The sequence below is a fragment of the Lacrimispora sp. 38-1 genome, from assembly GCF_049890855.1.
Classification (GTDB): domain Bacteria; phylum Bacillota; class Clostridia; order Lachnospirales; family Lachnospiraceae; genus Lacrimispora.
The window spans coordinates 220183-239154 of sequence record NZ_JBANEW010000058.1; the positions used below are offsets into that span (position 1 = coordinate 220183).

Sequence of the window (18972 nt, forward strand, 5' to 3'; positions counted from 1 at the left end):
AATGGCGATTGTAACAATAGATGGAACGAAGAGGGAATACCCAATTGGCACGACTTACCAGGATATAGCGAAGGAGTATCAGCCACAGTATGACGATGAGATCCTTCTGGTAGGCATCAACGGAAAGTTAAGAGAACTTCATAAGACAGTTCAGTTTGACTGCAGCCTTCATTTTTTTACCGGAAGAGATCAGCCGGGTATACAAACCTATCACAGAAGTGCGATTTTCCTTATGCTGAAAGCATTTTATGATGTGGCAGGATCAGAGAATATCGAAAAGGTGACGGTGGACTTTTCCCTGGGAAAAGGCTATTACATTCAGCCTCATGGAACAGCGCCGCTTACAGAAGAACTGTTAAACCGTGTGATGGCGCGTATGAGAGAATATGTTGATCAGAAAATCCCCATCATGAAGCGAAGCGTTAATACGGATGATGCCATAGAACTGTTCCACAAGCACCGGATGTATGACAAAGAACGGCTTTTCCGCTACCGCAGGGTATCCCGCGTTAACTTATACAGCATCGGCGGTTTTGAAGATTATTTTTACGGCTATATGGTGCAGAATACCGGATATATCCGATATTTTAATATCATTCCTTACGATGAGGGATTTATGCTCATGCTTCCCCAAAAGGAGAATCCCCAGGAGGTGCCTGTTTTTGAAGCAGAAAAAAAGCAGAAGCTTTATCAGGTATTAAAAGAAAGCGTAAAATGGGGGGAACGTCTCAATGTTTCACATGTCGGAGCGTTAAATGAAGTGATAGCTGCAGGAGATATCAATGAACTGATCCTGATCCAGGAGGCGCTTCAGGAGAAAAAGATTGCTGAAATCGCAGCAAGGATCGGCGCTGACCGCAGCAAAAAATTTGTTATGATTGCAGGCCCCTCCTCATCAGGAAAGACAACATTTTCCCACAGATTATCGGTACAGCTGAAGGCTCAGGGGATGATTCCTCACCCAATAGCAGTTGATGATTATTTTGTAAACAGAGTGAACAGTCCGAAAAATCCAGACGGAAGCTATAATTATGAAGTTTTGGAATGCCTGGATATTGATCAGTTTAATAAAGATATGACGGCACTTCTGGCCGGAGAAACGGTAGAAATGCCCAGGTACCAGTTTAAAACAGGAGAACGGGAGTATCGGGGCGATTATTTAAAGCTTGGGAATGATGATATTCTGGTAATTGAAGGGATTCACTGTCTGAACGACAAATTATCCTATTCACTTCCAAAAGAAAGTAAATTCCGTGTTTACGTCAGCGCGCTTACCCAGTTAAACATTGACGAACACAACCGGATTCCCACTACCGACTGCCGTCTCATAAGGCGTATGGTGCGGGATGCCAGAACAAGAGGTGCATCAGCCCAGGATACCATACGTATGTGGCCGACTGTGAGAGAGGGAGAGGAAGCTTATATTTTTCCGTTCCAGGAATCCGCTGATATGATGTTTAATTCGGCTACCGTATATGAATTATCCGTATTAAAGCAGTATGCGGAACCGCTTCTTTTCGGTATACCCAGAGAATCACCCGAATATATGGAAGCAAAACGACTTTTAAAATTCCTGGATTATTTTCTGGGAGTCAACAGTGAAGACATTCCACGCAACTCCATTGTGAGAGAATTTATTGGAGGAAGCTGCTTTAAGGTATAGCTTTACAAATGTCTTGAACTATGATAAGATTATATGGTTTTGAGTAAGACAAATGGCCGCAGCTGCAAAGCCGAAAGGCTGCAGGTGAGGAAAGTCCGGGCTTCACAGGGCAGGATGCCAGATAACGTCTGGCGGAGGCGACTCCAGGGAAAGTGCAACAGAAATAAACCGCCGCATCTGCGGTAAGGGTGGAAAGGTGGTGTAAGAGACCACCGCTCTCCTGGTAACAGGGGGGGTCCATGTAAACCCCATTCGAAGCAAGACCGAACAGGAAGCATAAGGCGGCCCGTCTGCTTCCGGGTAGGTCGCTTGAGCCTGCTGGCGACGGCAGGCCTAGATAGATGGCCATTCAACGACATAACCCGGCTTATCGTCTTACTCAAAGCATTTAATAAAAACAATAAACAGAGGGTATCGCTGTATCACATTTCTGGTGATTTTGGCGATACCCTCTTTTTTAATCAGGTAAGCTGTCAGACGATATTACAGGAAAATAGAATACTGCTATATAATGTCTGATGAAGGATCCAGCTGGAACTGGTAAATAAGCTGATTTAAATTTTCTGCTTCTGCGGCCAGTTCTTCGCTGGCAGCGGAGCTTTCTTCCGCTGTGGCTGATGTAGTCTGTACAACAGTAGAAATCTGGTTAATTTCATGACTGATTTTTTCCAGAGCAGCAGTCTGTAATAAGGAAGCTTGGGTGATTTTATTCATCAGTCCGGTTAACTGCTCAGATTTAGTGAGAACAGTATTTAAGGAACCTTTGGTATCATCAGCCATTTGTGCTCCGTTTATAATGGCACTTAAAGTGCGGTCAATCAGATACTGTGTCTTTTGGGCAGATTCAGTACTTAAGGAAGCAAGACGGCGTACTTCATCAGCTACGACAGCAAATCCTTTTCCGGCAGCTCCGGCCCTGGCCGCCTCGACGGCTGCATTTAAGGCAAGAATATTTGTCTGAAAGGCGATACTCTCCATTGTTTTTATGATTCCGCCTATCTCACTGGAGTTATCGGAGATATCTTTCATGGCTGCATTCAGTTCCATCATCCGGTCATTGCTTGTACAGAGTTCCTCCTGTGTTTCAAGCAGCAGCGCGTTTGATTTTAAAATTCCGTCAGTGTTCTCTTTGATCTGGCCTGATATATGGCTTACTGTTTCAAAAAGCCGTTCAACGGAATCGGCCTGCTCTATGGCATTTTCCGCCAGAATCTGTGAACCCTGTGATACCTGTTCTGAGCCGTTTTTGACCTCCTGTGAGGCAGTCTGCACATGATTTAATGTAAGGTTTAAGGAATGCAGGATTGTTTCCATGGAGGTGCGTATGGGTGAAAAACTTTTTCTGTAATCCATGCTGATTGTAACAGTCATATCTTTGTCTGCCATCTTTTTCAGCACCCCGGATATATCGTTTATGTAGAGATTCAGTGTTTTAATAAGACTCCGGACATTGTCAGCAAGAACACCCAGCTCATCTCCTGCCTGGTAGGTGACATCAGTGTCTAATTCACCTGCAGCCAAAGCAGTGGTAGCAAGTTCCAGTTCCCTGATTGGTCCTGTAAGGCTTTTAGTCAGGCAGATGCATAATAAGACAATGGCAGATAATGTGATTGTAGTAAACAGAATGAGAACCGTATAAATTCTTGCAGATTCCGTTTTCCCATCTGTATAAAACTGGCTTGCACGATTGATGGCTGCCTGTTCTAACTGACCGGCAATGTCACTGGCAGAAGCTGAACTTGGTTCAAAGGAATCCATATAGATGCAAAAAGCATTGGCAGAGCTGCCTGATTTACTCAAATCGATAATTTCCTTAATCATTTGATCGCGTTCCTTCTGAGAATCGATAATATGCGCCAGTTTTTCCTGACTTTCCGGTTGTGTCATGTTCTTTTGCAATAGTGAGGTTTTTTCATTGAACCGGGCTGTTGATTGATTAATTTCATCTTCCCATTTGGAAATATCATCTCCTTTTTTGCTCTGGATAATCAGAATCAGGTTTTTTTCAATTGTACGTAAATCGTACCTGATATACAGTGTGGCATTGGATACTGTAAACGGGCGGTTATAAAACGATGTAAAAGTTGTGTATAATTTGTTCATTCCCCTGCCGGAGAGCAGGGCTGAGATAATAAACAGGAGAAAAATCAATCCAAATGCTGCTGTGATTTTCTGACCTATTTTCCAATTTTTCATAAGATATCCTTTCATTTGTAACGTAAGAAATAAGCAGCCAAAATAAAGATATTATTCTGGCTGCAGGCTTTTTCATTTTAAAAAAACAGTGACGCAATAACATTAAAGATAGTAGCAGAGATGACACTGACAGGTACAGCAACAAATAAAAGACGGGGGAACATGGCAGTGCGTTCTTCGTCAGTAGTACAGGTACCCAGAACCAGACTTCCGCCGGAAGAGAATGGGGAGATCGCTGAACTCTGTGCACCGATTACAATGCTGCTGAAAATGATCAGCGGATTGATTCCAGTTGCAGCCGCCAGGGAAGGAACCAGCGGAAACAGTGCAGGGCATACAACTCCAAGGGTGCTGGAAAAGAAGCTCATTACCGATCCGATCAGGCTGAAGGCCACCGGAACCACATAAACCGGCAGACTGGAACCTGCCCAGGACGCCATTAAATCAAGGGTACCTGCCTCAATGGCTACATTGATCAGCATGCCCACACCGCAGATCATGATAATGGTATTCCACGGAACCTTTTTGATGACCTCATCCTGAGGAGCCAGCTTTAAAAATAAAGCAGCTGCTGAAAAAGCAATGGCTGTCAGACCAACATCTATTTTGCTGTTAATAAATGTTACAGCGGCAGAATCCGGGAAGATCATGTGCAGGATGGGGAACAGCAGAACAGCTGTTATCATAACAATGATCAGAATAAGATTGATTTTTTGCTTTGAAGTAAATGGGTCCGGCTTTTCAAACACCATATTTTTTTGAACTTCTCTGTTTTTCCGCGTTATAAAGCGGAATATCACGATCAGTAAAAGAGAGAAGATGACACTCTCAATAAAGATTACAGAAGTATAGTTAAATGAAACACTGGCATAATTATTTTCATCCATTAACCCTCTGAATACAATTCCGCTTCCGCTGGTCATGAAATTTGCTCCAGACAGTGCACCGCAGTTAACCGCTGCAGCTCCTACCATTTTATCCATTTTCGCTTCTTCACAGATTAACAGTGCAATTGGTGCCATAAATGCCATAACGGTAAAGAACCCCGCACCTAATGCTGCGATTCCAGCGCTGGCAAAATAGAGAGCGAAGGGAAGAAGACCAGGGAATCTGCGGCAGGCATAAAGCAGATACCGGGCAGTTTTTTCCAGTGTCCCGTTTACCAGAGCAAAGTTATAGAAAAGTGAAACAGAGAATATTACAAACATGGTATTAACGGGCCATCCCCCAATTACCTTTTTTGGTGCTAACCCCAGAGCAAAACAGCCTAACAGATAGGCGAATATAATTGCGAAGATACCAGTATTAAAGCCTGTTTTGTACCCGATTATGATTGCAAGCGCAATTGCCGATACGATTAATATGTTTATCATAAAACATAACCCCTCTTTTTGTTTTATTGACTTTCATTTTACGTTATTTCAAGTAGTTCTGACTGAATTGTATGAGTCATGTGGGTAACTTCTGAGTCCGGTACGCCGTTATCCACAAGATACTGCATATATTGTTCCATTGCAATTTCCCAGTTTGGATTTTCTACCTGTCCGCCGTCTGTGGAGACCATGACATTTTTATATCCGCATTCTTTTATGGCTTCCAGATTCACAGGCAGGTTGCTTTTATACTTTCCTCCTCCCAGAGGCTGGGCAAAGCAGTGTTCCAGAATTACGCCGTAATCTTTTACAATGCGTACCTGATCAGTAATATCCATGCCTACAAGCCACCATTCCGGATGAGTTACTACTATTTTTTTAACTCCTGCATCTCTGGCGGCTTCTACAACCTTAAAACACTCTTCCGGAGATATATGGGCTGTTGCAAGTACTGCATTATAGTCCTTAATCAGCTCAAAAATATCCCTTAATTCCGGTACAATTTTTGAATCTCTGATTACATCAATGCAGTCATCTGTGGACTGGTTCATTTTGAGCTTATGATTTCTTGCAGACTGTGTGGGAAGCCATATGACTTTTGCACCCAGTTTTAAGCCGCTTTCAACCGCAGCGGGGTTGATTCCTCCAATCTGCCTGTTTAAAGTCACGCTGCCGTACATGGTGAAGTCATTGTCACCGTTGTGTGTTAATTTGTTATGCTGGTTACATAAGTATGCCCGGTCCACGGTTGTGCCCTGGTGTGTTTTAATTACAATTGCTCTGGCACCCACCTTTATGGCAGCTTCCATCAATTCGAAATCGTCATAAGCCCGGTGACGAATATCAGGATTTGAGTGAACGTGCATATCAATGATACCCCTTAAAGATACCTTACTCATTTAACATCTCCTTTCTTTTATCTGGCAACGATAGAGTTTTGTAGAAAATCATCAAATACACTTCTTGGGAAAAAAGAATATTTATGTTGTTTTGGCAGAAACTGATGATAATTTTTTCTGTATCTATAAAGTTGCACAAATAATAAGTCGATTCTATAATGAATATATTATCGGTGCAATCTAAAATAAGTAATAGCTGATATCGGAAAAACCGATAGGAGGTAAAAATGGAACTGAAAGAATTGAGATATATTGTTACTCTGGCGGAAGAAGGCAGCATATCAAGAGCAGCAGACCGGCTGTTTATGGCACAGTCCAGTCTGAGTCAGTTTTTGCAGCAGTATGAGAAAGAGCTTGGAACTGCATTGTTTGCAAGGACTGCAAAAGGGATTCGTCCCACAACAGGAGGTGCGAGCTTTATAGAAAGCGCCAGACAGATTTTACTTCAGTACAGAAGAGCTGAAAATGAATTATGGGACAGTGTAAATCTGGAGGGAGGAAGAATTATTTTTGGTATCAGTTCTTTTCGGGGCAGGTACATGCTTCCCGGCATTCTTGCCGACTTTCAGCACAAGTACCCTAAGGTGAAGGTTGACATTGTAGAAGCAAACAGTATGGAACTGGAGGAAGAACTGACTGCAGGTAAGCTTGACCTGGCAGTGGTTGCACTGCCCGTTAACTTAAAAGGTAAAGTGGAGAAATTCTACAGGGATGAAGTTTTAATTGTCTGCAGTAAAAATCACCCGGCAATGAAATATGTATATCGGGATGATAAAACAGGGCAGTGCCACATGGAACTAAAGGATGCCGCCATGTTTTCCTTCATACTCAGCGATTACAATACAATGCTTGGAACTATCAGCAGGCAGCTGTTTGAAAAAGAAAATTTAAAAGTTCATTCGGACAACAGTAATATAACTGCAGCACTGTCTGTGGAAATGGCAAGAGCAGGTCTTGGGCTTGCTTTTACTTATCGGTCCTGTATGGAGGAGTATGAGGATACGGTTTATATATCGGTTGGCAGGCAGGGGGTTTTTCTTGATCTGGCATTGGCCTGTTCCGCTATGGGATATCAGTCTAAGGCTGTATTTGCTTTTGGCGATATGATTAAGGCAAGGTACAAAAAAAAGCCGCTTCCGGTCAGTTAGGCAGGAAGCGGTTCTGTTACAGCAGCCTTTCGAGTTTTGTGATTATCTGCTGTATTTTTCTTCACAGTACATGCAGCGGTAGGTTTCCTTTTCCGCATCTGAGAGATAAAAAACATGGGGAAGCCCCTGTTCGATGGAAGTGATGCAGCGGGGGTTTTTGCACTGGATGATGTTCGTGATCTTCTGGGGAAGACTGAGTGTCTTCTTTTCTACAATTTGATTATCCCGGATAATGTTCACCGTGATATTGTGATCAATATATCCGAGAATCTCCAGATTAATATGATCCATGCCGCCTTCTATTTTAATAATATCCTTTTTTCCCATTTTATTGCTTTTGGCATTTTTGATAATGGCAACCTGGCAGTCTAACTTGTCCAGTCCCAGATTATAATAAATCTCCAGACTTTTTCCTGCCTCAATATGGTCTAATACGATACCTTCTTTTAATCCGCCGATATTTAACATGGTTTATTTACCTCCAGTAATGTCATGATAAGAGCCATACGTACATAAACACCATACTGTGCCTGCTTAAAGTAGGCGGCCCGTTTATCATCATCAACTTCTACAGAGATCTCGTTGACTCTTGGAAGAGGGTGAAGTACATACATATCTTCCTTTGCCAGCTTCATTTTTTTCTTGTCCAGAATGTAGCAGTCCTTTAAACGGATGTAATCTTCTTCGTTGAAAAAGCGTTCCTTCTGTACACGTGTCATATACAGGATATCTAAATCCGGCATGGCATCGTCAAGACTGTCCATTTCAATAAATTCAATGTTGTTGGCCCTTAGCACATCTTCCCGGATGTATTCAGGTACCCGCAGTTCAGGGGGGGAAATTAAGATGAATTTGATGTTTTCATATCTTACAAGAGCGTTAATGAGAGAGTGAACGGTACGGCCGAATTTCAAATCACCGCAAAGACCAATGGTTAAATCGTTCAGACGGCCTTTTAAGGAACGAATAGAGAGTAAATCGGTAAGTGTCTGTGTGGGGTGCTGATGTCCGCCGTCTCCTGCATTGATGACCGGAATACCGGAATGGCTGGCAGCGACTAATGGTGCGCCTTCTTTGGGGTGTCTCATTGCACAGATATCTGCGTAACAGGAGATGACCCGAATGGTATCAGCGACACTTTCGCCTTTGGAAGCTGAGCTCGAATCGGCAGAAGAAAAGCCAAGTACGCTGCCTCCTAAATTAAGCATGGCAGCCTCGAAACTCAAACGGGTTCTTGTACTTGGCTCATAAAAAAGTGTCGCTAGTTTTTTTCCATTGCATACATGAGAATATTCCGGAAGATTATCTTCAATATCTTTTGCCAGATCAAGCAGCTGCCCGGTTTCTTCCAGACTGAAATCTAACGGGTTAAGTAAATGTCTCATAAGAATCTCCTTTATCCACTGAGTTATGGTTTAAAATTCTATCCCATTATAAAGCATACTTTGAAATATTTCCACTCTTTTTTAAAAAAATTTTAGCAGGCTTCTGGAAGGCTTCCCAGGGTGTAAGGAATATGTAAGGAAGATTAAGAAAATAAAGAATGCAGGATTTACCAATCCTGTTGTATAATGTCATTGCGTGAATAAAACAAGGAGGATGCTTAAGTGGTGGAAAAGAAGACACCTATGATTCAGGTTAAGAATCTTTATAAGGTGTATAAGGTGGGAGATACCAGAGTCTACGCACTAAACGGAGTAGACTTTACAATATATAAAGGTGAATTTTGCGCCATTGTGGGCCCGTCCGGCTCCGGGAAATCCACACTTTTAAATATGATGGCAGGTTTGGAAAAACCATCGAAGGGGGAAATTGTCATTGCGGAAAATCACATCGAAAAGCTTTCAGAGAATCAGCTGGTTGCATTCAGAAGAAAGCATGTCGGTTTTATTTTCCAGTCCTATAATCTGATTAAGACATTGAATGCGGTAGAGAATGTTGCACTTCCCCTGTCATTTCGTGGAGTACCGAGAAAAGTCCGGAATGAAAAGGCAAAACAATACATAAAGCTGGTAGGCCTGGAGAAACAGATGAACCATATGGCAAATGAGATGTCGGGAGGACAGCAGCAGCGGGTTGGAATTGCAAGAGCGCTTGCAGTTGATCCCAAGATTATTTTTGCGGATGAACCGACCGGAAATCTGGATTCCAAAACGACAAAAGAGGTTCTGAACCTGATGCAGAAGATTGTAAAAGAGCAGAATCAGACACTTGTCATGGTAACACACGATAATTATATAGCCAGGTTTGCAGACAGACAATTCCACATAGTGGATGGAAAGATATTTAAGATTGAGGAACAGCACCACGAGGATACAGAGGGGGATATGGAACATGTACAGAGTTAAGAGGAAAATTGTATGGCTGCTTGCTGTGCTTATGGTGGTTACAACAATACCGGCAACAGCTTTAGCACAATATGATTTAAGCAAAAATACCTATATTGACGTGAAGAAGACTCCGTCTGGTAAGACAGGGGAGAATATTACCATCAACATGGTTTTTACCAATAATACTGGCAGTGATTTAGATGATGTGGCAGTGAGATTTGACAGGGATATCCCGGAACAGGAATACAAGGCTACGGAAGATGCGGAAGAGACCACAACATATACAGGCTCCGTGTTTCCTTTCGAAATTTCCTCAAACACATTTGATAATAAAAAGCTGGGCAAAGTTAAAAGCGGCAGTTCTAAAACCTTCAGCATTACTGCAAGAATCCGGCGAGATGTATCTGAGGGTTATTACTTAGTGCCGTTAGAGGTCGTTACAGATGCAAAGAAAAAAGATGACGGAGCCCATGCATCCTATGAGAAGGTAAACATCTGGATTACGAAATCTTCCGCCACAACCTCTTCCGGAGCAAATGAAGGAACCATAAGCTTTGAGCTTGGCGAAGATCAGAGCACACCCTTCGGCACTTATCCGGAAGTCATGAATTTCAATATGAATGTCCGCAATTCCTCTTCCCTGACCGCATTTGATGTGAATGTACGAATGGGGGTAAATCAGGACAGTACAAAATTCCCTTTTGATATCAACGATGGAAATTATACCAAACATTATGACCGGATTGGGGGCGGAGAGAACATATCCGTGCCTTACAGCATGATGATCAGGAAAGATGTATACAGCGGATATTATCCCATTACATTTACCATCGAATACCGGGACAGTACAGACGGTGATATCCAGAAGTCAGAAGAGACTTTTTATGTAAAGGTTCAGAATAAGGATAAAGAGGAAGAGACAAAAGAGTTTAATGCCAACGACAGAACCAAGGCCAGGATTGTTGTTGACGGCTTTGAAACCAATCCGGAGAAGGTTTACGCCGGTGAGGAGTTTGAGCTCACGCTGCATATGAAAAACGCTTCGGAGAGTGTTACTGCGAGCAACATTCTTTTTAATCTGGAGTCTGAAAAGGTAACGGAAAGCGCTGTGTTTACGACGGATGAAGGAAGCTCTTCCATCGTTGTGAATACCCTTGGGGCAGGCCAGACCACAGATGTGAAGGTAAAGCTCCGGGCTGGGGCCTGGGTGGACCAGAGAACCTATGGCCTGACCATTAATGAAAAATATGACAGCCCTGAATTTAAAAATGCGGAAGAAAAGATAACAGTTAATATCCCGGTCAAACAGGTGGCACGTTTAAATACAGGAACCATCGATATCATGCCGGAATCAATAGCCGCAGGATCTGAAACCAACATTATGTTCCCTGTTAATAATACGGGCAAGGTTCTACTTTATAATGTCATGGTGGCGTTCGTAGGAGATTCTATCCAGCAGACCACTACCTATATCGGTAATATTAAGCCAGGAGAAACCGGTAATGTAGATGCCATGATTACGGGTACAACTCCCACAGCAGATGACGGAAAAATCAAGATTTTAATTACCTATGAGGATGAAAACGGTGTCGTTTCTGATCCGATAGAAAAAGAAGTCACACTGATGGTAACAGAGCCGGAAGAGACAGGAACGGATACAGGTGATATGGGCGAAATGCCTGCAGATGTACAGCCCACAGGTTTTGCAAAGTACAGTAAAATTCTTATCCCAGCCATTGGCGTATTAATCGCTGCAGGAGCCGGTGCCGCCTTTTTCTTCTGGAAAAGAAGAAAAAAGAAGAAGCTGGCAGCAGAAGAGGAATTAAACGATGAGATTTAGCGATTTGCTTTCCATGAGTGTGAACAATTTAAGACGGAGAAAGATGAGGACATTTTTAACTGTTCTGGGAGTTTTGATTGGTACAGCTTCCATAGTTGTTATGGTATCTCTGGGGATCGGTTTTAATGAACTTACCATGGAACAGTACGCTTCTTATGGAAGTCTGACTGAAGTCACTGTTTACTCCAATCAATCGTTTGGCGGAGATGGAAAGAACGAACCAAAGCACATGACGGATGATGTGATTGCCCAGTTTGGAAAACTGGATCATGTAAAGGCAGCTTCCCCGCTTTTGCAGGCGGATACGATCATGAGCCAGGGGGCATATCAGGCGAATATCACTGTGATCGGAGTAACTCCGGAATACATGGAGAATATATCTTTAAAACAGGGGCATCTTCCGGATAAAGGGAAAAAAGAGCTGCAGATGGTTGTTGGAAATATGGTCGCCAGGCAATTCAGTAATCCGAAAAGCAGAAGTCAGGATTTTTACGATGATCCAACCAAGATTCCTGATATTGATTTTATGAACAGACCCATTTTTGTGGTTTTTGACACGGATGCCTATTATCAGGCTCAAAACGGCGGATCGGATGACGGGAAAACTCCCGTCAAACCGCCTAAAAAATATCTGTTGAAGACAGCAGGTCTGGTAGCGGGAGGTGTGGAGGACTATAATAATTACAGTTACAATGTTTATGTAGATTTGGAAGCACTAAAATCCCAGTTAAAGCAGATTTTTAAGAAAAAACCCATTCCCAATCAGCCTACCAATAAAAAGGGTAAACCTTACGGCTATTTTATCTATGACCAGGCGGTTGTGGAGGTGGACGATATGGCCAATGTAACGGAAGTTCAAAAGGCCATTACAGATATGGGATATCAGGCAAACAGCAATATGGAATGGCTGGAACAGTCCCAGAAGCAGGCTAAGATGGTTCAGGCTCTGCTTGGAGGAATCGGAACGGTATCCTTATTTGTTGCAGCAATCGGAATTGCCAATACCATGATGATGTCCATCTATGAAAGAACGAAGGAGATCGGTATTTTAAAGGTACTGGGGCTTGATATGAATCATATCAGAGATATGTTTCTTCTGGAATCCGGATTTATCGGTTTTCTTGGAGGCGTAACGGGAATTGTATTCAGTTATGGGGTTTCTTTTCTCATAAACCGTTTTCTGGCAGGCCGTTTTATGCCGGATATGCCTGGAGATTTATCCAGAATACCGGTGTGGCTGTCTCTGGCTGCCGTAGGCTTTTCTGTTTTTGTAGGCATGGCTGCCGGATTCTTCCCATCACTGAGAGCCATGAAACTCAGTCCTCTTGCTGCCATCCGCAACGAGTGAAACGATGTAATAAAATTAAAAAAGACCTTGCATTTTTCGGAGGAATCATTTATTATGTTAAACAAGGTACGTGCAACTGGCGGATAAGTGGAGAAAACCACGGGGAGCACGTTACATTCAGAAGCCGACCGCCTGGGCACCGCTATGGGATGTCCAGGCGGTTTTTTGCGTTTTTTTTGATGAAGGAGGACTAGGAGTCATGAATTTGGTTTCTTTGAAGGATGATTTAACGAACAATTCCTATCCGGGAAGAGGGATAATTATCGGCAAATCCCCCGATGGCAGGAAGGCAGTAACAGCCTATTTTATTATGGGAAGAAGTGTCAACAGCCGCAATCGCGTATTTGTGGAAGATGGGGATGGAATCCGTACCCAGGCTCACGATCCTTCAAAATTGACAGATCCCAGTCTGATTATCTATGCTCCGGTTCGTGTCATGGGCAACAAAACAATTGTGACTAACGGAGATCAGACAGACACCATCTATAAAGGAATGGATTTTCAGCTGACGTTTGAGCAGACACTCCGCAGCAGGGAATTTGAGCCGGACAGTCCCAATTATACTCCGCGTATATCCGGTATTATGCATATGGAGGATGGAAGATTTAACTATGCCATGTCTATATTAAAAAGCAACAATGGAGATCCATCTGCCTGCAACCGCTTCACCTTTGCCTATGAAAATCCAGTACCAGGAGAAGCCCACTTCATTCATACCTATATGCATGACGGCAATCCGCTGCCAAGCTTTGAAGGGGAACCAAAACTGGTGGAAGTTTTAGATGATCAGGATGAGTTCACTTCCATGATCTGGGAAAGTCTGAATGAAGAGAATAAGGTATCGTTGTTTGTTCGTTATATTGATCTTGTAACAGGGGAATTTAAGACCCGGATAATAAATAAGAATAAATAGCAGGAGCGCGAAAGATGAATGAATTAGAATTAAAATATGGATGTAACCCCAATCAGAAGCCATCAAGAATCTATATGGCAGATGGATCCGATCTGCCGATAACCGTATTGAGCGGAAAACCCGGATATATTAATTTTTTGGATGCATTCAATGGCTGGCAGCTGGTAAAAGAGTTAAAGGAGGCCACCGGTCTGCCTGCAGCTGCCTCTTTTAAGCACGTTTCTCCCGCAGGTGCAGCAGTAGGACTTCCCTTAAGTCCCGTTTTAAAAAAGATCTACTGGGTTGAGGATATGGGGGAGCTTTCGCCTCTTGCCTGTGCTTACGCCAGAGCCAGGGGAGCTGACCGCATGTCTTCATTTGGTGATTATATTTCCTTGTCAGATCCTTGTGATGAGGATACGGCAAAGATCATAAAGAGAGAGGTGTCAGACGGCGTTATTGCTCCTGGTTATACACCGGAAGCTCTGAACATTTTAAAATCCAAAAAGAACGGCAATTACAATGTTATTTTAATTGATGCGGAATATTCTCCGGAGCTCATAGAGAAAAAGCAGGTTTACGGAGTTACGTTTGAACAGGGAAGAAATGAAATTAAGATCGGCCGGGAACTGCTGGAAAACAGAGTGACTCAGAACAGGGAGATTCCTAAAGCTGCTGAGATTGATTTACTAATCTCTTTGATTACGTTAAAATACACCCAGTCCAATTCCGTCTGCTATGCAAAGGACGGACAGGCAATTGGAATCGGAGCCGGACAGCAGTCCCGCGTCCATTGTACCAGACTGGCGGGCAGCAAAGCGGATAACTGGTATTTAAGGCAGGCACCAAAGGTGCTTGAACTTCCATTTCTTGAAAATATCCGCCGTGCAGACAGGGATAATGCAATTGACGTTTATATCGGTGAGGATTATATGGATGTATTGGCAGACGGCAGGTGGGAGCTGGTGTTTAAGGAAAAACCCCTGGTTTTTTCGGCAGAGGAAAAAAGGCAGTGGCTTGATCAGTTATCTGAGGTATCTCTTGGATCTGATGCATTTTTCCCATTTGGAGATAACATTGACCGGGCATTTAAAAGCGGTGTGAAGTACGTTGTTCAGCCAGGCGGCTCCGTAAGGGATGATCAGGTGATTGAAACCTGTGACAAATACGGTATGGTAATGGCATTTAATGGAATCCGCCTGTTCCATCATTAATAAAATAAATCACTGACTGAAGGGATCGGACCAATGTCCGGTCCTTTTTTGATGGCATTACTTTACATAAAAATATTATGTAAAGTAATGTAAATGATCTGAGAAAAAATAAGTACCAGCCTATATTTTTTGTAAAAGCACTTTAAAGGCTGGCGCGGCATAAAATAGGATTAAGTAAGTTTAAGGTGGCTTTCTTTGAAAACTTTTCCCAAACCTTTAACTGCGCGAGAGGAACGAGAGTGTCTGGAACGATACCAGGAAGGGGATCAGGAGGCGAGAGCCACACTCATCGAGCGTAATATGCGTCTTGTGGCCCATGTAGCAAAAAAGTATCAGAATACAGACTATGATATGGAAGATCTCCTGTCCGTGGGAACCATCGGGTTAATCAAAGCTGTTAATACCTTTCATCCGGACAGAGGATCAAGGCTGGCCACTTATGCGGCGAAATGTGTGGAGAATGATATCCTATCATAACGGCTTCTGAAACCCGTTATGCCGGTTTCTGTATTGAGCAGGTGAAATTCCCATATTTTTTCTGAAAACCTTAGAAAAATAATTGCTGTTGGAGTATCCGCATTCAGCTGCAATTTCCTCCAGACCCATGGACGTATTAAAAAGAAGGGATATCGCGTGTTCCAGACGGAGACTGGTTAGATATTTTATAGGAGAGTGTCCTGTCTGTAAATGAAACTGTCTGGTTAAATGGGGAAGACTCACATCAAGTTCCCGGCACATCTGAGAGAGCCCGATTTGGTATTTATAGTTTTTCTGAAGCCACGCTGCAGCATCTTCCACACAGGCATTTTTGATGGATTTTAGGGGCGTTTCCAGTTCTCTCATAAGCAGGGTCAGAAATTCATATAAAAAGATTCCGCTGTCGTAACGAACGTATTTTTTTCCTGCCTTCACAGCCTGGAATTCCTCTAAAAATAATAATATGGCCTGACTTGTATTAGCAATAGAAAAAATTTTCCCTTCCAGAGCCTGAATTCGCTTAAAAAAATAATGTCCCATCTCCCCGTCAAAATGTATGTAAAAGTATTTCCATGAACTATTTTCAGCCAGGTAGTATCTGCTGCAGTCGGGAAATGTAATAAAAAAAGCATTTCCAGGGGAAAGAATGTAAGTCTGGCCCTCTGTTTCAAACATTCCGCTTCCATCTAACGTATATTGAAACAAATAGCCGGAATACCCGCTGCGATTATAATTTTGAAAATCATAGGATTCATTGCTCCGCTGTTCCATACCAAAATCCCAGAGAAAAAGGGGAGCATTCCATTGTCTGTCTATATCGAGAAAACCAAATGTCTGGCAAGATTCGTTCATCAAAAAATTACCCTCCATGTATCGTGTTCTTACTCTTGTAATCGATTACCCAGTTGTTATAATGATATCAGATTTATCAATAATTTACCAGGAAAGGATATGTATATGAGCAGAAATTTATCATCAGAAAAACCTCCCATGGGATGGAACAGCTATGACTATTATGATACGGCAGTAACAGAACGTGAGGTCAGGGCTAATGCTGAATATATGTCACAGAATTTAAAAGAATATGGCTGGGAATATATCGTGGTTGACATACAGTGGTATGCCCATAATGCCGGAACCAGACGGGAACAGTGCCAGTATATCCCCTTTGGGCAGGTTGAGATTGATGAATATTCCAGACTCTGGCCGTGTCCGGACCGTTTTCCGTCTTCTTCGGGAGGTCAGGGTTTTAAACCACTGGCTGATTATATCCATGGACTGGGCTTAAAATTTGGAATTCACATCATGAGGGGAATTCCCCGTATAGCAGCTCATAACTGCATGAAAATAATGAATACAGATATAACAGCAGACAGAATTTCAGATCCTTATTCCATCTGCTCCTGGAATCCGGATATGTATGGAGTAATTCCACGGGCAGAGGGGGCACAGGCGTATTACGATTCTGTTTTTCAGCTGTATGCTCAGTGGGGAGTGGATTTTATCAAATGCGATGATATCTGCCGTATGGACGCAGCATCTGCAAAAGAAGAGATACGCATGCTTCATGATGCAATCAAAAACAGCGGGAGGCAGATGGTTCTCAGCCTTTCACCAGGACCTGCCCGGCTTGATGAGGCGTGGCATTATGAAACTTACGCCAATATGTGGCGGATTACCGATGATTTCTGGGATGACTGGAATCTGTTAAAACAGATGTTTGTTCGATGCGAACATTGGCAGAATCATGTGAGTGCAGGAAACTACCCGGATTGTGATATGCTTCCGGTAGGTATGCTGGGAAAAGGCTTTGGAGATGAGAGAATGACCCGGTTTACAAAGGATGAGCAGATTACTATGATGACTCTGTGGTGTATATTCCGCTCTCCGCTGATGATTGGCGCTGAACTGACTCTGTTGGACAAATGGACGAAGGGACTGCTTACAAACCCGGAAGTTTTAGCCCTTCTCAGTGATAAATGCAAAGCATCACAGATTGCGCGCAATGAGGATCGGTGCATCTGGCACAGCAGCCATAAGGAAAATGGTTTTAACTATCTGGCTGTATTTAATCTTTCTGAGGAGGAAAGTGAGATTGTCATTTCGCCCTGTCTGTTAAATATAGAAGATTTTAAAGATATCTGTTTTAAAGAACTTTGGGCAGGTGAAACATTTACTTGTAAAACAAAGGATCTGGTATTAAAAGTACCTGGTCACGGAGCAAAACTTTGCCGGTTCCAGGGAACCTGAATATGAAAGACATGGGAGTGAGAATATTCCCATGTCTTTTTCATATACATAAAAAAATAAGACAGGGGGGATGAAAAACGAAACTGATCGCTGTTGGCAGCCGGCTGATGAAGGATGACGGGATTGGACTTATCGTTGCACAGGAGATGGAAAAACGGTTCCATAATTCAGAACTGGAAATAATCTATGGAGAAACCGATAGTGAGGGATGTTTTTATTCTCTGAATCCCGAGGATTTTATACTGATTTTAGATGCCATGACATCAGGAGACCGGCCGGGTACTGTGAAAATATTTTCCTTAAATGAGCTTATGGACCAGGGATCGGATCTGTCCATGCAGCACGACATGAGTTTTCTGGATCTGATGAAACTTTACAGATGTTCCGTAAAAGGATACTTAATTGGGATTGAGGCTTCCCGGATTGTCCCAGGCCTTGAGCTAAGTCCTGCCCTTTACAGGCAGCTTCCGGAAATTTGCAGAGAAACAGAAGACATTATAAGAGGTATTCTGTCAGAAGAAGCAAAGCGGGAAACGGAATGAAGTGCCTTCTTGTACAAAAAACATGGAAATGAGGCTTAAAAGGCAGGCTTGCACATATATTCTAACAGATAAGCGCCATCTGATCATAGCAGTTCAGCCTTTAACCAGACAGAGTGATGATGATTTGGCGTTTCTTCAGAGATTTGACCGGTGAATAAGAAAACGTAAAAACGGGTAAGGAGGTTTAAGTATGGATATGGATTTGCTAATGACATATCTTGGCAGCAGTTTAAAGAGATTAAATGCTGATGTGGAGAAACTTCGCTCCAATCAATACAACAGCGATGATGTACTGGATCACTTAAGCAGTGAATTAATTATGCTGCAGAATCATGTCTATTATTTCGGACAGATGCAGGAGAAAGGTTTATTTGCCAGTCAGATGGACGATCAGGCAAGAGGACTGACAGGAGGCCAAATGGGACCGACGGGTGTGCCGATGGGCCCAACAGGTGCAGGCCCAACAGGCGGTGAAACAGGAGGCCCAACAGGCGGTGAAACAGGAGGAGCAACAGGAGGAGAGCAGCCGGGAGAAATCCCAGAGCCAGAGCCCCTGACCTATTTTACACCGGAGCAGCTGTCAAAATATGATGGAAAAAACGGTGCTCCGGCTTATGTTGCTGTCAATGGAGTAGTCTATAATGTAACCAATAACCGGTTATGGTCAGGAGGTAATCATTTCTGGGGTCTGTCTGCAGGAAGGGATTTAAGCGTAGAGTTTGCATCCTGTCATCCGGGAGCAATGGTTTTAAGTGTGCTGCCGGTTGTAGGGTACATGATTCAGGAATAGGGGGAGCGGT

The 18972-nt window shown here is 43.0% G+C and carries 16 protein-coding genes, 1 other RNA gene, 1 pseudogene and 1 riboswitch; of the genes and pseudogenes, 12 read left to right on the forward strand and 6 right to left on the reverse strand.

What is annotated here, in order from left to right:
* The first annotated feature begins 1 nt into the window (after position 1).
* Entirely contained in the window at positions 2-1663 is a 1662-nt protein-coding gene (locus tag V7D18_RS16655; protein ID WP_426155751.1) for a nucleoside kinase, read from the forward strand.
* A gap of 40 nt (positions 1664-1703) precedes the next feature.
* An RNA gene (gene rnpB, locus V7D18_RS16660) (RNase P RNA component class A) lies at positions 1704-2049 on the forward strand.
* Between the two features lie 118 nt (positions 2050-2167).
* On the opposite strand, the gene V7D18_RS16665 is transcribed toward rnpB, so the two are convergent.
* From V7D18_RS16665 to V7D18_RS16675, 3 genes are all read right to left on the reverse strand, one after another.
* Complete coding sequence (locus V7D18_RS16665) at positions 2168-3859, reverse strand: HAMP domain-containing methyl-accepting chemotaxis protein (protein WP_426155752.1); 1692 nt, start codon at positions 3857-3859, stop codon at positions 2168-2170.
* Between the two features lie 77 nt (positions 3860-3936).
* On the reverse strand, positions 3937-5232 hold the full coding sequence (locus V7D18_RS16670) for an SLC13 family permease (protein WP_426155754.1): 1296 nt from the start codon (positions 5230-5232) through the stop codon (positions 3937-3939).
* Positions 5233-5270: 38 nt separating this feature from the next.
* The gene (locus V7D18_RS16675; RefSeq protein ID WP_426155755.1) at positions 5271-6131 is read right to left on the reverse strand and encodes a DUF6282 family protein; all 861 of its coding nucleotides are present in this window, start codon (positions 6129-6131) and stop codon (positions 5271-5273) included.
* Positions 6132-6358: 227 nt separating this feature from the next.
* Here V7D18_RS16675 and V7D18_RS16680 point away from each other — a divergent pair, with 227 nt between their 5' ends.
* Entirely contained in the window at positions 6359-7279 is a 921-nt protein-coding gene (locus V7D18_RS16680; RefSeq protein ID WP_426155757.1) for a LysR family transcriptional regulator, read from the forward strand.
* A gap of 42 nt (positions 7280-7321) precedes the next feature.
* Here V7D18_RS16680 and V7D18_RS16685 read toward each other — a convergent pair whose 3' ends face one another.
* Positions 7322-7747 (reverse strand): aspartate carbamoyltransferase regulatory subunit, encoded by a 426-nt coding sequence (locus V7D18_RS16685; protein WP_426155758.1) that lies wholly within the window; start codon positions 7745-7747, stop codon positions 7322-7324.
* Positions 7741-8664 carry an aspartate carbamoyltransferase gene (gene pyrB, locus V7D18_RS16690; RefSeq protein WP_117418756.1) on the reverse strand — a complete coding sequence of 308 codons (924 nt, stop codon included), beginning with the start codon at positions 8662-8664 and terminating at the stop codon, positions 7741-7743. Before pyrB ends, V7D18_RS16685 begins: the two co-directional genes overlap by 7 nt.
* Before the next feature lie 243 nt (positions 8665-8907).
* On the opposite strand from pyrB, the gene V7D18_RS16695 reads away from it, so the two are divergent.
* The 6 genes and pseudogenes from V7D18_RS16695 to V7D18_RS16720 all read left to right on the forward strand — a co-directional run.
* Complete coding sequence (locus V7D18_RS16695; protein ID WP_426155836.1) at positions 8908-9627, forward strand: ABC transporter ATP-binding protein; 720 nt, start codon at positions 8908-8910, stop codon at positions 9625-9627.
* Entirely contained in the window at positions 9614-11449 is a 1836-nt protein-coding gene (locus V7D18_RS16700) for a CARDB domain-containing protein (RefSeq protein WP_426155760.1), read from the forward strand. The genes V7D18_RS16695 and V7D18_RS16700 overlap by 14 nt, the downstream gene beginning before the upstream one ends.
* Positions 11439-12797, forward strand: a complete 1359-nt coding sequence (locus V7D18_RS16705; RefSeq protein ID WP_426155762.1) for an ABC transporter permease — start codon at positions 11439-11441, stop codon at positions 12795-12797. The genes V7D18_RS16700 and V7D18_RS16705 overlap by 11 nt, the downstream gene beginning before the upstream one ends.
* 62 nt (positions 12798-12859) lie before the next feature.
* A riboswitch (ZMP/ZTP riboswitch) is annotated at positions 12860-12942 on the forward strand.
* 54 nt (positions 12943-12996) lie between these two features.
* Entirely contained in the window at positions 12997-13710 is a 714-nt protein-coding gene (locus V7D18_RS16710) for an IMP cyclohydrolase (RefSeq protein ID WP_426155764.1), read from the forward strand.
* A gap of 14 nt (positions 13711-13724) precedes the next feature.
* Positions 13725-14903, forward strand: coding sequence for a phosphoribosylaminoimidazolecarboxamide formyltransferase (locus V7D18_RS16715; RefSeq protein WP_426155765.1), 1179 nt, complete (start codon positions 13725-13727; stop codon positions 14901-14903).
* A gap of 195 nt (positions 14904-15098) precedes the next feature.
* Positions 15099-15374: pseudogene (locus V7D18_RS16720) on the forward strand (sigma-70 family RNA polymerase sigma factor); the annotation flags it as partial.
* Here V7D18_RS16720 and V7D18_RS16725 read toward each other — a convergent pair.
* Positions 15375-16232, reverse strand: coding sequence for a helix-turn-helix domain-containing protein (locus V7D18_RS16725; protein ID WP_426155837.1), 858 nt, complete (start codon positions 16230-16232; stop codon positions 15375-15377). It lies immediately after the preceding pseudogene.
* Positions 16233-16337: 105 nt separating this feature from the next.
* Between V7D18_RS16725 and V7D18_RS16730 the strand changes: the two genes are divergently transcribed.
* The 3 genes from V7D18_RS16730 (at position 16338) to V7D18_RS16740 (ending at position 18962) form a co-directional block, all read left to right on the forward strand.
* Positions 16338-17630, forward strand: coding sequence for an alpha-galactosidase (locus V7D18_RS16730; protein ID WP_426155768.1), 1293 nt, complete (start codon positions 16338-16340; stop codon positions 17628-17630).
* Positions 17631-17716: 86 nt separating this feature from the next.
* Positions 17717-18172, forward strand: a complete 456-nt coding sequence (locus V7D18_RS16735) for a hydrogenase maturation protease (RefSeq protein WP_426155838.1) — start codon at positions 17717-17719, stop codon at positions 18170-18172.
* 190 nt (positions 18173-18362) lie between these two features.
* Entirely contained in the window at positions 18363-18962 is a 600-nt protein-coding gene (locus V7D18_RS16740) for a cytochrome b5 domain-containing protein (RefSeq protein ID WP_426155770.1), read from the forward strand.
* Positions 18963-18972: the final 10 nt, after the last annotated feature.